At 41.5% G+C, this 14,197-nt stretch carries 17 protein-coding genes and 4 pseudogenes; 7 read left to right on the top strand and 14 right to left on the bottom strand.

The window, feature by feature from the left end; translation table 11 throughout:
* Positions 1–273: 273 nt before the first annotated feature.
* From MAE_RS19420 to MAE_RS19375, 11 genes are all read right to left on the bottom strand, one after another.
* Positions 274–1,011, bottom strand: a complete 738-nt coding sequence (locus tag MAE_RS19420) for a peptidylprolyl isomerase (protein WP_041804228.1) — start codon at positions 1,009–1,011, stop codon at positions 274–276.
* Positions 1,012–1,039: 28 nt separating this feature from the next.
* Positions 1,040–1,606 (bottom strand): photosystem I assembly protein Ycf4, encoded by a 567-nt coding sequence (locus tag MAE_RS19415; protein ID WP_012267086.1) that lies wholly within the window; start codon positions 1,604–1,606, stop codon positions 1,040–1,042.
* 182 nt (positions 1,607–1,788) lie between these two features.
* Positions 1,789–1,935: a hypothetical protein gene (locus tag MAE_RS34180; RefSeq protein ID WP_002761017.1), complete on the bottom strand. Its 147-nt coding sequence runs from the start codon at positions 1,933–1,935 to the stop codon at positions 1,789–1,791.
* Between the two features lie 93 nt (positions 1,936–2,028).
* Positions 2,029–2,877 carry a hypothetical protein gene (locus MAE_RS19410; protein ID WP_012267085.1) on the bottom strand — a complete coding sequence of 283 codons (849 nt, stop codon included), beginning with the start codon at positions 2,875–2,877 and terminating at the stop codon, positions 2,029–2,031.
* A 29-nt stretch (positions 2,878–2,906) separates the two neighbouring features.
* Positions 2,907–3,236 (bottom strand): XisI protein, encoded by a 330-nt coding sequence (locus MAE_RS19405; protein WP_004162692.1) that lies wholly within the window; start codon positions 3,234–3,236, stop codon positions 2,907–2,909.
* A 47-nt stretch (positions 3,237–3,283) separates the two neighbouring features.
* On the bottom strand, positions 3,284–3,640 hold the full coding sequence (locus tag MAE_RS19400; RefSeq protein ID WP_004162693.1) for a XisH family protein: 357 nt from the start codon (positions 3,638–3,640) through the stop codon (positions 3,284–3,286).
* A gap of 108 nt (positions 3,641–3,748) precedes the next feature.
* On the bottom strand, positions 3,749–5,188 hold the full coding sequence (locus MAE_RS19395; RefSeq protein WP_012267084.1) for a hypothetical protein: 1,440 nt from the start codon (positions 5,186–5,188) through the stop codon (positions 3,749–3,751).
* A 141-nt stretch (positions 5,189–5,329) separates the two neighbouring features.
* The gene (locus MAE_RS19390; RefSeq protein WP_012267083.1) at positions 5,330–5,809 is read right to left on the bottom strand and encodes a hypothetical protein; all 480 of its coding nucleotides are present in this window, start codon (positions 5,807–5,809) and stop codon (positions 5,330–5,332) included.
* A gap of 237 nt (positions 5,810–6,046) precedes the next feature.
* Positions 6,047–6,325, bottom strand: coding sequence for a hypothetical protein (locus MAE_RS19385; RefSeq protein ID WP_004161315.1), 279 nt, complete (start codon positions 6,323–6,325; stop codon positions 6,047–6,049).
* Between the two features lie 518 nt (positions 6,326–6,843).
* Positions 6,844–7,101, bottom strand: a complete 258-nt coding sequence (locus MAE_RS19380; protein WP_004162697.1) for a hypothetical protein — start codon at positions 7,099–7,101, stop codon at positions 6,844–6,846.
* A gap of 25 nt (positions 7,102–7,126) precedes the next feature.
* Positions 7,127–7,444: a hypothetical protein gene (locus tag MAE_RS19375; protein WP_004162698.1), complete on the bottom strand. Its 318-nt coding sequence runs from the start codon at positions 7,442–7,444 to the stop codon at positions 7,127–7,129.
* Positions 7,445–7,636: 192 nt separating this feature from the next.
* On the opposite strand from MAE_RS19375, the pseudogene MAE_RS32620 reads away from it, so the two are divergent.
* A pseudogene (locus MAE_RS32620) lies at positions 7,637–7,900 on the top strand (transposase family protein); the annotation flags it as partial.
* On the opposite strand, the gene MAE_RS34175 reads toward MAE_RS32620, so the two are convergent.
* Positions 7,876–8,016: a hypothetical protein gene (locus tag MAE_RS34175; protein WP_164516975.1), complete on the bottom strand. Its 141-nt coding sequence runs from the start codon at positions 8,014–8,016 to the stop codon at positions 7,876–7,878. The pseudogene MAE_RS32620 and the gene MAE_RS34175 overlap by 25 nt on opposite strands.
* 79 nt (positions 8,017–8,095) lie before the next feature.
* On the opposite strand from MAE_RS34175, the pseudogene MAE_RS27965 reads away from it, so the two are divergent.
* Together MAE_RS27965 and MAE_RS27960 are read left to right on the top strand one after the other, a co-directional pair.
* A pseudogene (locus MAE_RS27965) lies at positions 8,096–8,722 on the top strand (transposase); the annotation flags it as partial.
* 198 nt (positions 8,723–8,920) lie between these two features.
* Positions 8,921–9,241 (top strand): annotated as a pseudogene (locus MAE_RS27960) (ISL3 family transposase); the annotation flags it as partial.
* Positions 9,242–9,282: 41 nt separating this feature from the next.
* Here MAE_RS27960 and MAE_RS32615 read toward each other — a convergent pair.
* Positions 9,283–9,408 (bottom strand): annotated as a pseudogene (locus MAE_RS32615) (DUF4334 domain-containing protein); the annotation flags it as partial.
* A 377-nt stretch (positions 9,409–9,785) separates the two neighbouring features.
* On the opposite strand from MAE_RS32615, the gene MAE_RS19365 reads away from it, so the two are divergent.
* On the top strand, positions 9,786–10,016 hold the full coding sequence (locus tag MAE_RS19365; protein ID WP_004162699.1) for a hypothetical protein: 231 nt from the start codon (positions 9,786–9,788) through the stop codon (positions 10,014–10,016).
* Positions 10,017–10,066: 50 nt separating this feature from the next.
* On the top strand, positions 10,067–10,273 hold the full coding sequence (locus MAE_RS19360) for a Txe/YoeB family addiction module toxin (protein ID WP_004162700.1): 207 nt from the start codon (positions 10,067–10,069) through the stop codon (positions 10,271–10,273).
* A gap of 326 nt (positions 10,274–10,599) precedes the next feature.
* Here the strand turns inward: MAE_RS19360 and MAE_RS19355 are convergent, their stop codons facing one another.
* The gene (locus MAE_RS19355; RefSeq protein ID WP_012267076.1) at positions 10,600–11,823 is read right to left on the bottom strand and encodes an ABC transporter substrate-binding protein; all 1,224 of its coding nucleotides are present in this window, start codon (positions 11,821–11,823) and stop codon (positions 10,600–10,602) included.
* Positions 11,824–12,095: 272 nt separating this feature from the next.
* Between MAE_RS19355 and MAE_RS19350 the strand changes: the two genes are divergently transcribed.
* Both MAE_RS19350 and MAE_RS19345 read left to right on the top strand, forming a co-directional pair.
* Positions 12,096–12,401 (top strand): DUF6825 family protein, encoded by a 306-nt coding sequence (locus MAE_RS19350; protein ID WP_004162702.1) that lies wholly within the window; start codon positions 12,096–12,098, stop codon positions 12,399–12,401.
* A 90-nt stretch (positions 12,402–12,491) separates the two neighbouring features.
* Positions 12,492–14,180, top strand: a complete 1,689-nt coding sequence (locus MAE_RS19345) for an ABC1 kinase family protein (RefSeq protein ID WP_004162703.1) — start codon at positions 12,492–12,494, stop codon at positions 14,178–14,180.
* Positions 14,181–14,197: the final 17 nt, after the last annotated feature.

Raw genomic sequence — 14,197 nt, 5'->3', positions numbered from 1 at the left:
CAGTTATCAGTTATCAGTTATCAGTTATCAGTTATCAGTTATCAGTTATCAGTTATCAGGTATCAGTTATCAGTTATCAGTTATCAGTTATCAGTTATCGGAATATTAAATGATTGGGGGGGGGACGGCGAAGATTAAATTATCGAAAAAATCGGGTCTAAAACCTCGCCTTAAGGCGAAAAGTTTTTGGAGCGGGGCATAAATCCCCGTTACAAAAACGGACTCCTGCCCCCTGCCTCCGTTAACGTCGTGCGAACCCACCCTAACCGATCGCTATTTTTTCAGATTTTCTGCACCGGAAATAACTTTGGCCGAGTCAATTTTATCCCCTTGTTTAATCGTATCGATCACTTCCATTCCCTTAGTGACATAACCAAAAACGGCATAATCACCATCGAGGAAATTGATATCCGACAGAGCAAAATAAAACTGAGAAGAAGCGGAATTAGGCTGTTGAGAACGGGCCATCGCGATCGCACCGCGTTTATGGGGTAAAGCGACGATGGGAGTGCGGGCCGTGGCCTGTTGACCGATTGCTTTCCCATAAATCGGCTCTTTTTCGTCTTTGAGGAGAATTTCCAGGGGAACATAACGGGATTGCTTGGTTTCTGGATCGACAAAACCACCAGTTCCGCGACCTTGGGGATCACCACCTTGGGCGACAAAAGGCTGCGGTTCTGTAACCACGCGATGGAAAGTTAAACCATTATAAAAACCTCTCTCCACCAGATCTACAAAATTACCGGCAGTAACTGGGGCCGCATTGCCATCAATTTCGATCGTTACCGGTTTACCTTTGATGATCATCTCGACGACAGCAGTTCCATCTAAGCGGGGTTTGTAATTATCCATGTTGACACTGCCCGAACTGGCAGGTTGAGAGGTTTGGGTGATACTAGAATTATCGGGGGTGGAGTTAGCTTCTGGGGAAGAACAGCCGAAAAGTGTGGTCGTTGTGATTAAAAAAACACAAACCACAGACAGCCAGCCAGATTTTCTTATCTTCATCATTTTATAGCCAAAAAGAGCGAAAAAAGGCCTACAATCCCTCTAGAGGAATTTCCAGAAAACGAGCGAGTTCCGCTCCTTGATTTTCCAATTCCGAGAGGGACATCGGATCACCGACGCGAGTTAGAGGGATATCGCGACGCTGTTTAATCCGCAGGAATAGTTCCCGTTTCGGGTTGAGTCCTTCTCGCACTTCGGCCCGCACAGCTTGCGCATCTTCCAGGGGCCAATCGAGATCAATGCGACGATTTTTGCCGGGGTAGCCCCAACGAAAGATTTTAACTTTGCCGGTTTCCTTATTAAACTCGTTGTAACCACCTCCGACATTCCAGAGGAGAGATAACCAGAGATAGATGGCTAAAAGCGTCCCCGCAGTGCCATAAAAGAGGAGGGCGACTCCTTGGGGAATAAATTGCAAGGCACTGGTATCGCTAACGAGAAGTAGATTGACCTTCAAATAACTGGAAAGACCGGCGAGGAGAAACCCTAGACCGCCAATAGAGACGATTACAGCCCAAAAATAGTTACTAGGGCGACGCGCTCCCACTACTTCTTGCCGTAGGATCAGGCTATCTTTACTTGTTGTTTGCGCTTTCATGAATTCTTTTTAAGGTTGCCTAGAGTTATTTTACCAGCTTTTTTTCTCGCCACTTCCCCCACCCCGACCTAGGGTGTTGATTGGGAGCGGAATGCCGCCAAAATCACTCATACACTTTTTCTCTGATTAAGATCAAGGGTACTCTGTACCGGCGATTGCCTTCCAGAAAAGTTATCGAAAATTTAGTTGGTTAATGCTTCGATTTCTCTCATTGCTTGATCAATTCCTTCTTTAACTTTGCTCAATCCAGTTAAAAAGTATTGCCAATGACCGTGTTTGCCGTCGGTATTAATGGCATTACACCAGGGTTTAGCCGCTGCTTCCTTCACTTCCCTCAGTTCGTCCCATCCTTTAGTTTCTAAAATTAAATAGTTAGATTTAGCTGTCTTCAGACGGATAATAAAGTCTGGGAATAGTAAACCCTAAGCGTTCATTTTTAACAAAGGCTGCAGTGGCGGGATGATTGTCAATAATATAGGCGGCTGCCTGTTCCCATTGATCGGTATCAGCCACCACGTGGCAGGCGCTCGCTTTTCAAAAATATGCCAATTTGTCACTAAGACTTTACCCCGTCTCAGTTTGTCCATCAGGTGAGAAGGTACGAGGTCACGGGTGCGATACAAAGAAGCTTCGCCGTTGTCGGGGTTGAGTTCCTGTAATCTACTTTTAATGGTGATATTGGGACAGATAATCAGGACAATATCGGAGAATTTAGCGTTACTGCGATCTGCTACTTTGTTGAGGATAGACCATGCTGCTAACATCCCCATCACTGTTATTTTGACGCTTCCGGTTGCCATCTTACAGGCGTAGCGGATGAAAGCTTTCAGGGTGCTGTCAATGGGGGTATCTTGGGGAATATGAATCCCTTGGCGAAAGTCGGTGCGAGATTCAATTAGGAAAATGATGGTTTCTACTGCTTCTTTTTGAGCAAAAAATAGGCGATGTTCTCTTCCTTCTCGGCTCCAGTATTCTAATAGTTCTAAGGTGGTACTGCTGACCCCGGGATACTGTTGTCTTCTCCATTCTTTAACTTCTTTCCTGATGCGGTTAACTAGGGTCATTTCATAACCTGGGAAAAATTCATCGGGGGATGAAAGTTTGAGAACTTGTCCTAATTCCCATTCGGTATTACCTTCCCGGGGTGGGTAAACGATAGCTGGTCTTCTCCCTTCTTTTAATTCCGGTTCATAACCTTCTCGGATGAACCAGTATTGTGAGGGTTCATCAAAGGGGGAATTAAGGATAGGTTCGTTGACTTCGTAGGACATAGGGTTATTTAGGATTTTTTTCTTATGTATTAACTCAAGGCAAACTCGGTTAAACTGCGTTTATAGGGAGCCTGAAAACCTAAGACTATATCTTGTTTAGGAACACCAGCAGCGATTAATTGATTGGCAATGCCGATTTCTGTTCCATCTCTTTGAATCCAGATTTTGTCATCTTTTATGTCAAGATGAATAATCACACCATAGATTCGCTTTTGCTCTTTCCACCCAATATTTAAGACTTGATAATGATGGCGTTTTGTGTCAAAAATAAGTTGAGTTTCTCTGTCATTTTTGCTGTCATTAACTGAATGTTGGGTGAGAATGTCTTGAATCAGTTGAGAGTAGTTTATTCTTTCCATAATACCACCTCTTGTTTGAGAGAATTAAAGATTAAAAGTTTAATTTTCTATTCTGCTACAGCGTCTTGAATAAATTGACGAGAGAAGAAGTCTTCATAGGTATCTTGAGGAATGGCTAGATAAAGAATCCTTTCGGGTTCTTCCTGTTTTAATGCTAACCGATAATTGAGGATTTGTCCTAATGCGAGATGAAATTCGGTGACTTCAGATGTCCCTAAAAAAGATTTAATCTCTATGGCGATTTTTTGACCTGCCTTTTCGGCGGCAATTAATCTTTCCGCACCTAAGTCGATGTAAAATTCTACGTCATTGACTTTAAGATAAAGGGGATCATGAGTGATATTCCAGCCATCTTTTTCGAGGGCAATACACACGGATTGATGAAAAATATCTTTGGCTGACATAGAATTATTCTAAGTATAAGCAAGCTCGATAAACGGCTGATTTAACTTCATCAAGGGTTCATCAAAAGGTGAGTTGAGGATGGGTTTGTTTACTTCGTAGGACATATTTTAAGGATCTACAATAATTACTCTTACTTTGCCTTCTGCAATCAAATTATCCTGCTTATCTAACCCATCTATAGTAATATCGTAGGGAATTTCAGAGTTGTTGGTATTGCTCAAGGTTTCGTCAAATGACCATTTATTTTGGCTGGGAAAGGCAACCTTCTCTTTTTCAGGGAAATTTATTCCATTTTGTGATACTTTTGCTTTTATTTTCTCAATATGTCCATAGGCTTTCCCTTGAAAAATAATGGGGTGATTTGCGAAAAACTTTGTAGTATTATTTGCTGGATTTATAATACATAGTCTTGTATCTAAAAATGCTGAAGCAACAAATATTAAAACACTAAACCAAATCAAGCATAAAATAACTACATAAATAGGTTTATTTACTGAGTTGTTACTGAAACATAATCCAAGAACTGCTCCAAGAAATGCCCCAAAAAATGCTCCGAACACCGCACTGATTAATCCCCTAGAACCGAGTCCTAAAAATAATCCAAAAACTGCTCCAAAAAGTAGTCCAAAAACTGCTCCAAAAACTGCTCCAAAAAGTAGTCCAAAAACTGCTCCAAAAAGTTGTCCAAGAACTGGCTGCCATGTTGGATCACTCAATCCAAACAATAGTCCAAACAATGCTCCAAACAATGCTCCATTAGTTGTTCCCAAAAGAAATACTAAGACTGCTCCTGTTTGTAACCAGCTACCGAATTGGCTAAAGCTAATAGAGCTAAATATTCTGGGAAGTACTACGGGAATTCCTTCGATACCTGCTCCTAAAATTGCTCCTAAAATTGTCCCGAAAATTGCTCCGAAAATTGCTGCTTTGAAAATTGCTCCGACATTTATTATCCCAGAGTTTCTCTTATCATTTAAAATAGCTTTTCGGGTTTCATGAAGTAATTCAACGCTATTCAGAGCTTCATATAAGAGATATCCGCACAAGGATAATAATAAAGGTAAACCTACTAACCAAACGTAGTTTATCGGATCGCAATTCAAATGCCATATCCAAACTAGACCAGGAAAAGCAAAAAGTATCGCTATAAACATTCCTAACTCAAACTTCAGCCGAAGGACAATTGAGTTAATACAGTCTTTAGCTGTTTCAGTAATATAAATACCTGTCGGGGGAGGTTCTAAATCCTTTAATTCTGAGTAAGCTGGTTTTTTTAGATAATTATTCCAAGTGGTTCCTGTCGGATCAAACTGATCTCGATAGAATTTTTCGATTTCTGCGCCAATATCTTCTAAAAGTAATCCAACTGCTAAAGAAATGACTAGCAGAAAGAAAATCATCGCTACTTCATGGGTTGTCCAAAAACCACGAACTGTATCGTTGCTATGTAATAAGTAAACATAAGGAGCGATCGCCACTCCTCCCGGAATGGCAAGGGTGATTAAAGGACGTATAATCTCACGACTGAGAAACTCGCTAGGATTCATGGCTTGACGGTTTTGATGTTAAGTGGGAAGTAGTAGGAAAAAAAGAAGGACACCCCGATAAATTGTCTTATTGCGAAAACTAACCATCATATACCGGGTTATTCTCAATAAGCATCTTTAGTTTTCGAGGTGTCCAGAAAATTACGCCTTTTTCCAAGGCTCAAATATCGTCTGATCTTCAAATAATTCTTGAGGATCTATTGTTGCATCTAGCTTGCTTAGTATTCCCTTGTCTTTGTATTCTGGCTGTTCATCTAAGCAATGAGCAGCTAATTCACTGCAAATCCACTTGTCATCTCCTTCATGAGCCAGAGTAATACGGTTTTCGTAGCCACCTCGGGTTAGCTTATTAATTGTCCACCCTACAATGCTGTGGACTTCTACCATGTGTTCAATTAAATCAAGGTCATACTTACAGCCTTTTTGCTCCTCGGCTTTTTCGACAATTTTTTTGGCTATATCCGAAGTTAATCCTTTGGGTTTTCTGAAAAAGATTTGACAGTGCGGATCATTAAAATATTCACTCAAATCTTTTTCAGCAACTCCGGTTTCAAGATGAGCTTCAACACATTTATTGTCTCCGGTGACAATTAAAGCATGAGAAACCTTTATGTCGCTCATTCGATGCCAACGGGTAAAATAGGCGATTCCTTCAGAGATGATAAGCTAAACGGCTTTTACTTCGGATCACCGATATAGACTCCAAAAGGGTTATAGCTGTTGGATCATGCAGGTTAAGCGCCGTTTAGCTTATTTCCTTCACTGTAGGTAAATCCAATATAGCCTACATGGTAGTTACCATCAGGTCCAAATTTAGGAACTAGAGATTTAATTTCAATTGCCATAACGACCTCCAACTCATTTTAATTGCTTAACCACTAGCAATTCACTCCCCCGGTCATCAATCACTTTAACGGCAATTTGCCGATGTTCTCTCACTGCAAAAGGTGCGCTGGTTGTCCCTGCTAAATGTTTCTGGACCGACTCCTCATAGGTTCCCTTTAAAGCTTTCTTAATCGAATCCCAAGCGCCGGTACGGGGAAAAAATGCCTGATTGACGTGGAAACATAAGCCATTGTAGTTAGTATAGAGAAACCGAGCGGGGACATTCTTACCCGGTTCTGAGTCCACTTTCATTGTAATCGGGTCAAACCAGAAAATTAACACAGGGTAAGTGCATCTTAAAAATTCTTGACAAAATGAACTTTATGTAGGGCTTGCTGAATAAATCTAAAAACCTTGTTGGGTAAGACTTTTAGACCTTTTGTCAATCAAAAAGTAATGGATATGGGAGTGATCGGGGGGAAATTTAGGCACTTTTTCCCTGAAAATTAGGTAATTGGCCACCTCAAAACTGGTAAAACCCCACATCCCACACCCCACACCCCACACCCTGCCCCCAGGAAAAACTTTTTCAGCAAACCCTATGTAGGTTGCCTACCCACAATTTGGGCATATTTGGGTAGAATTTGCCTTCTCAATTGTTGAGCAACAATCGACCAAATGGATCGAGTTCGTAACTATTCTGATTGACTGGTATCGCTTGAAATGCTCACACAGCAAACGGATAACAAAATTGGTCAATTGTCAATGGCGTTTGAGATGCGCTCACCCTGGATCATTAATTGCCTCTTGGGAGAATTGATAAATTGCCATTATTTTAAGCCATATTCTTCTCTTAATCTTGTTTTTAACTGCTCAAAAACTAATTCCCCATCGGTTACATTACCCGCTAAAATTTGCTCGGTTGCACTATCAATTTTTTGCCGTAACTCCTCTAATTGAGGGTTAGTTTTCTGACCATCTTCTGCTAAAATAATAATTTCTACTCTTTGACAGGCTCGAAAGGGTAAATCGGATAAAATCAACTGATGCGATCGCTCAATTGTCACATATTTTTTGTCAGCATTCATATTAGTTTTCCTTTTTTTAATTCGGCTAATTTAAACTTTTAAGCACTAATAACTCATTCCCCCGGTCATCAATCACCTTAACGGCAATTTGCCGATGTTCTCCCACTTCAAAAGGTGCGCTGGTTGTCCCTGCTAGATGTTCCCAGACTGATTCCTCATAGGTTCCCTTTAAAGCTTTTTTAATCGAATCCCAAGCGCCGGTACGGGGAAAAAATGCCTGATTGACGTGGAAACATAAGCCGTTGTAGTTAGTATCGAGAAACCAAGCGGGGACATTCTTACCCGGTTCTGAGTCCACTTTCATGGTAATCGGGTCAAACACATCTAACCCCAATAACTCCACTTGATATTTACGGCTCTTCGGAAATTGTTATGCAAATAATTAACTTAAAATAAAATTCGATGAGAGCGCCTACGCTCAAAAGTAGCTGAAATCCATATAGGGAAGGACTTAAGGCATCAACAGGTTAATACCAAAAGATAGACAATTGAGTTAAGATTTGATATAATAGCCAAAAACGAGATTATTTTACTTATGATACTTGACAAATTTTTGAACCTAGAAGGAACCTGTATTCAAGGCTATCGACACCTAGAAAATATCGGTATAGTTTGACCAGTCGAATCGAAAAATAAAAAAGCAACCTGTCCTCGTTGTGGGTTAGAGAGCGATAAACTCCACCAAAATCATCGACATTTAGTCAAAGATTTACCAATCTCAGGACAACCAGTGTACCTACAGGTTAATCGTCGTCAATTTAAGTGCGGTAATTGTCAGAGACCCTTTAGCGAAGAGTTAGATTTTGGGTTCTTCGTTACTTGGTATGGTTCGATAGGGGGGCATAAATCGACTAAATCCTTATCTGGCAAGAGACTTAATTGATTAGTTCGCTCTAGATAAAAAACAATTGACAAAAATCGCTAAATGCCTTTCTATATAAGGGTTCCATCCCTTATAACCCCCGTCCATTGCATAACAATTACCGAAGAGCCAGATTTTGTCGCCAAGAAACGAACCTATACGAAAAGACTAGCCGAGAATATACTCGAACAATTAAAAGAAGGAGATATTTTAAATGTTAGCCGAAGAAATAACGTAACGGAAGAAGAGATTCAAAGAATGGTAGAGGACATCGCCGAAGAAATTACAGAGCCAGATTTATCGAAATTAAAAAGGCTAGGAATTGATGAAATCGCTCTAGTCAAAGGACAAAAAAATTACTGTGCGGTTTTAGTAAATTTAGATACGGGAAAACTAATAGCTATTCTAGAGAAGCGAACACAAGAAGAGTTGAGGGAAACGCTTACTGGGTGGGGAAAAGAGGTGTTAGAGCAAATTGAAGAAGTGAGCATAGACCTTTGGTTGCCCTATAAAAATTTGGTGAAAGAATTGATGCCATCGGCCGAGGTAGTCGCCGATAGATTCCATGTAATGAAACAAATTAATCAAGAGTTAGACGAACAGAGAAGAGCGGAAAAAAGAGCCGTAGAAGCGCAGAAAAATAAAAAACAGAAAGCGGAAAAAGAAGCAAAGCTAGAAGTTTTAAAGCGAAGTAAATATAGCCTGTTAAAAAATGAAGAAGATTTAACGGAACCCCAAAAAATTAAACTAGAAGCTATCAAAGAAAAATTGGTTCTTCGTTACTTAGTATGGTTCGATATGGGGGCATAAATCGACTGAATCCTTATCTGGCAAGAGATTTAATTGATTAGTTCGCTCTAGATCGAAACCAATTAACAAAAATCGCAGCCATGTCTTTCTCTATAAGAGTTTCATTCCTTATAACCCTGTACGTTGCATAAGACAAACCGAAGAGCCGAAAAATTCCCAAATTTGAAAAAGATGCAGGAATTAAAGGAAGAATTCAGAAAGATTTATGAAACCTCAGAGAATCCGACAGAGGGAATGCTATCCATCTCGGAATGGTTGGCAAAATCCTCCAGTGTTTTTACCAAGAGTTGTCAAACAATCCGAAACTGGTTTGGAGAAATAATTAGTTATTTCGAGCGAAGGACAACGAATGGGGTGGTCGAGGGAATCAACAATAAACTTAAACTAATAAAACGGAGAGGCTATGGCTTTAGAAACTTTCGGAATTTTTGGGTTATAAGTATGTTATCTTGGCATCTTGTATGTTGATTTAGCATAAAGGGTAACGAAGAGCCATAACTACTAACGTTTCAATCTGGTCTTTGACATCGCTTGAGAATAAAAAAGAAAGGTCGGGGAAAGTTGTTAAAATCCATAATTACTGGCACGGTATTGTCCTCTAATTTCCGAAAAGAGTCATTAATCGGCAAATAATCCTAGATCATCAGCACAAGCTTCCAGTCTGGTCTGTCAGGTTAACGGCGATCGCTATTTTGTCGGTTGGGTTAAGACACCGCACTACCCAACACCAAAGACTGGCGCATTGTTAATGAACACACTTTCCTATCCAAAGTTGTACTTACAAATACAATTTAATAAAATCTTCATATTTCTCTGATGCCAAGGTTCTACCTTGGTACGAGACAAGGGAGGATCTCCCTCCCTTCCCTGATCGGTTACACAAGAGCTAGAACCTCTGGAAAGCCTTACAAGGGATACTCTGGCAACGAGGTAAGACTATACAGAAACGAGAAGAGCCAAGTTATCTTTGAAACTGCTATAATTAATAAAATCTCAAGAATAGCAAAATTATATGAATGCACTAAAATACCAAACAATCATCAAAAATGGTCAACTTAGTTTACCTCCCCTCGACTTACCAGAAGGAACAGTTGTCGAAGCGATTTTATTGATTAAAGAAGCTGCTGAAATGGATGAAACGGACTATCTGCTTTCCACAGAAGCTAACCGTCAACATCTCCAAGAGGCAATAGAATCCCTGAAAAATCCTGATAGTTATATTTATGTAAATGCTGCTAACTGATCAGGAAAGTCGCCTTTCTAACCCGAAGTTTTGATTAGTTTAATCAATGGGTGATCGCAGATAAAAAAGTTGACGCTAAAATTGTCAGCCTTATTAAAGATGTTCAAAGAGAGCCTTTTTCTGGATTAGGAAAACCAGAAGCATTAAAACATGAACTATCAGGATTATGGTCACGACGCATTACAAAAGAACACCGCCTAGTTTATAGCGTGTCTGATCAAGAAATTGTTATTATTTCCTGTAAATTTCACTACTAATAATCGCCAGAAATTCCAGAACTAGCTTAGAGCAAGAATTAGGGAACACGAAAACTTAAGAAGAATTTCTGAAGAAAGGGAAAACCAACCTACATTTTTCTTTTATTCTTGTCCAACACCACCATCGAATACTGTCCTATCCCTAGATAAATTAATTGAATAGAACATTGCAAGTCAGAACAGAATTATGTTGATTTTGGACTCGACTTTAACACTCTTGAACACTTTAAACAGGATTTAGTATTACACAAGAGCTATAACCTCTGGAAATGCGTTGCAAGGGAGACCCTTGCAACGAGATAGAAATGAGAAGAACCCTTTACTGATTAATTTTTCACAAAAGTAAATTTACCATTTTTACCATCGGCATCCATTTTAATTTGTGCCACGGAGAATTTATCCTGAATGATTTCTCCTTCGGGAGTAAAAGCAATATCTCCCAAGACAGTGACATACTTACCCGCTAAAATTTCCTGATTTAATTGTTGGCGAATTTGTTCGAGGGAAAGTGTACTGAGTTTATTTTTATCATCTACCCGTTTTAAGGCCTCGACAAAAACTTGAATTCCCGTAAAAGCTTGAGCGGTAAATTGGGGCGGTGCTTTTTTATTTTCTGCTGTATAAGCGGCGACAAAATCCCGATTAATAGGACTATCTAATTCCGGGTTATAAGCTTGAGCAATGATAATGCCATCACATTGAGCTTGACAAACCGGGAAAATATTAGAAGTATTTAAACCATTGCCACCAATAATTAATCCCTGATAGCCTAATTGTCGCAACTGTTTGACCAAATTGCCCCCGTCAGCAACCAAACCAGAAATAACCACTAAATCCGGTTTAATATTAATAGCGGCGGTGGCTTGGTTTTGAAAATCTGTATCGGTGGTTTGGAATTTCTGCACGGTGACAATATCGAGATTTAAACTCTTCAGGGTTTCTTGAAAAGTTTCCGTTTCCGATTTACTAAAAGCATCATTTTGGGCAAAAAAGACAGCCACTTTTTTAATCTTGGGATCGATTTTTAAAGCGGTTTTAACCGCATTGGGAGCGACCACAGCCACAGGAGCGGACACCCTACCCACATATTCACCGATCTGGGGGATACCTTTAGCCGTGTTAGACGGGCCGAGAATGGGAACTTTGGCTCGATCGGCGATCGGACTAGCGGCAAAAGCTTGTTGGGACAGGGACGGACCGAGAATACCCACCACCTTATCTTGAGTGATGAGGGTATTGATGGCGTTGATCGCTCCCTGTTCATCCCCGGCCACATCCTGGATAATAACTTTAATCGGTGTTCCATTGACTCCGCCCTTTTTATTAAAATATGTTTCAGCCATCTTGACACCGATCACCTGTTCCTGTCCCAATAGGGCGAGATTGCTGGTTTGAGCCAAAGCTGCGCCGATGGGAATAGCGGCAGTGGCGGCGTTTTCTGCGGGACTGGGGTTAGTTTGACCGGTGGGAGTGCCGGAATTACAGGCCACCACTAGACCAAAAGTGACTAGGGATAAGATTAAGGGGATTAATAAACGTTTTCTGAGCATCTTAACTCTCCAGGAGGATGATATTGTTGATGACACTATTATTTCGCTAATCGGGTTGATTTCAGCGATAATTCTCGACGCAATCGGACCGGATTCTGCTCCCTTAGCGCCCTTTCTTTCCTCTAATTTTGTTGATTAACCTCCCCGTCTCACCTCCGTTTTCAGAAAAACGATTTGCCTTTTCTGGTTCTGTCGCCTAACCTAGTAGTTAGGGAATCTATTATCGCCTTTCCCGTCCACAAACCCCGAAGCGAAAACATCCATTTAAGATTATGACTAACCCCGTTATTCACGCCTTTTTCCTCGGACGAGCGATCGCTGAAGTGATCGGTGAACAGCTAGAAGATGCGTTTACCAACGCTTTAAGCGAATTAGGCAAATTTGATGCCGAACAACGGGAAAACCTGCGGCAATTCGTCGAAGAAGTGCAAATGAGAGCCGATCAAGCCATGGAAAAGGGAGTATATACTGGTACAGAGTCCGGTGGTTCCTCCAGTGCCGATGTGCAGGAAAACATCGACGAAATGCGCGCCGAAATCGCCCAATTGCGCTCGGAACTAAAAAACTACCAGAATTAACCCAAAACCCTCTTTTAGTCGCTTTAAAGCCCCAAAAATTGCGTGTCAGCCTTTCTACCCGTCCCCGTTACCCCAGAGTTAAACCCAGCAATGCCGGCCCTCGAAGTCGCCAAAAATAGCTATCGTTGGAATCGAGAAAGCTATTCCATCAATCGTCGTCGTCTAGATATTTGGCGATTCGTTCTGACTGTACTTTATCAATTCTGGCTCAACGGTAAAAAATGGAGCTATAACGGCGGCTATAGCCAAGAAAAACTCGCCGGCAGACGCAGAAAACAGGCCGCTTGGATTCGGGAAACCATGCTAGAATTGGGACCGACTTTTATTAAAGTCGGTCAACTGTTCTCCACTCGCGCCGATCTTTTTCCCCTCGAATATGTGGAAGAACTCTCGAAACTACAGGATCAGGTTCCCGCATTTACCTACGAACAGGCCAGCAAAATTATCGAGGTATCCCTCGGTAAACCCCTGAATAAACTCTTTAAAAGCTTCGATCCCATCCCCCTAGCAGCCGCTAGTTTAGGGCAAGTTCACCGGGCCCAACTGAACACCGGGGAAGATGTGGTGGTCAAAGTCCAACGGCCCGGATTGAAAAAATTATTTAGTATCGATCTGGCCATCCTGAAAAAAATCGCCCAATACTTCCAAAATCATCCCAAATGGGGTAAAGGTCGCGATTGGACGGGTATTTATGAAGAATGCTGTAAAATTCTCTGGGAAGAAACCGATTATCTCAACGAAGGTCGTAACGCCGACACTTTTCGCCGTAATTTTCGCGGGGAAGATTGGGTCAAAGTACCAAAAGTCTATTGGCGCTACACCTCTCCCCGGGTTTTAACCCTAGAATACCTCCCCGGCATCAAAATCAGTCATTATGAGGCCCTAGAAGCGGCAGGACTCGATCGCAAATTGTTGGCTAAACTAGGGGCAAAAGCCTATCTAATTCAACTGCTCAATAACGGCTTTTTTCACGCGGATCCTCACCCCGGCAATATCGCCGTTGATAGTGATGGCTCCTTAATTTTCTACGATTTCGGCATGATGGGACAAATTAAAACCAACGTGCGCGAAAAATTAATGCAGACTCTCTTGGGAATTGCCCAAAAAGATGCCGATCGCGTGGTCACTTCTCTGGTGGATTTAGGAGCATTAACTGCTAATGGTGATATGGGAGCAGTGCGGCGATCAATCCAGTATATGCTCGATAACTTCATGGATAAACCCTTTGAGGAGCAATCCGTAGCCTCTATCAGCGATGATCTCTATGAAATCGCCTACGATCAGCCTTTTCGCTTTCCCGCTACCTTTACCTTCGTCATGCGGGCATTTTCTACCCTGGAAGGGGTAGGCAAAGGACTCGATCCCGAATTTAACTTTATGGAAGTAGCCCAACCTTTTGCCCTGCAATTAGTACATGATATGACAGGAAATAATGGCAGTAATATCCTCGATGAGTTAGGACGGCAAGCGGCCCAAGTGAGCAGCACCGCCCTGAGTTTACCCCGACGCATCGATGATACGATCGAAAAATTAGAACGGGGTGATATCCGTGTCCGGGTACGTTCCAGCGAATCCGATCGACTTTTACGGCGATTGGGTATGATTCAAATGGGAACCAACTATACTTTACTCATAAGTGCTTTGGTTATCTCGGCGACGCTTCTATTTGTCAATGGTTTTGGTTGGTTAACTTTAGTACCGATGGCGATTTCCCTGCTTCCGGGGATAGCTCTTGTGAGACTTTGGCAAAAAATTGAACGTCAGGATCGTATGATGTAATCGAGCGCAGGATAATA

This window comes from Microcystis aeruginosa NIES-843, assembly GCF_000010625.1.
In the GTDB taxonomy this organism is placed as follows: domain Bacteria; phylum Cyanobacteriota; class Cyanobacteriia; order Cyanobacteriales; family Microcystaceae; genus Microcystis; species Microcystis aeruginosa.
Note: the sequence above shows the minus strand (reverse complement) of the source record. Positions and strands in the feature narration are given on the sequence as shown.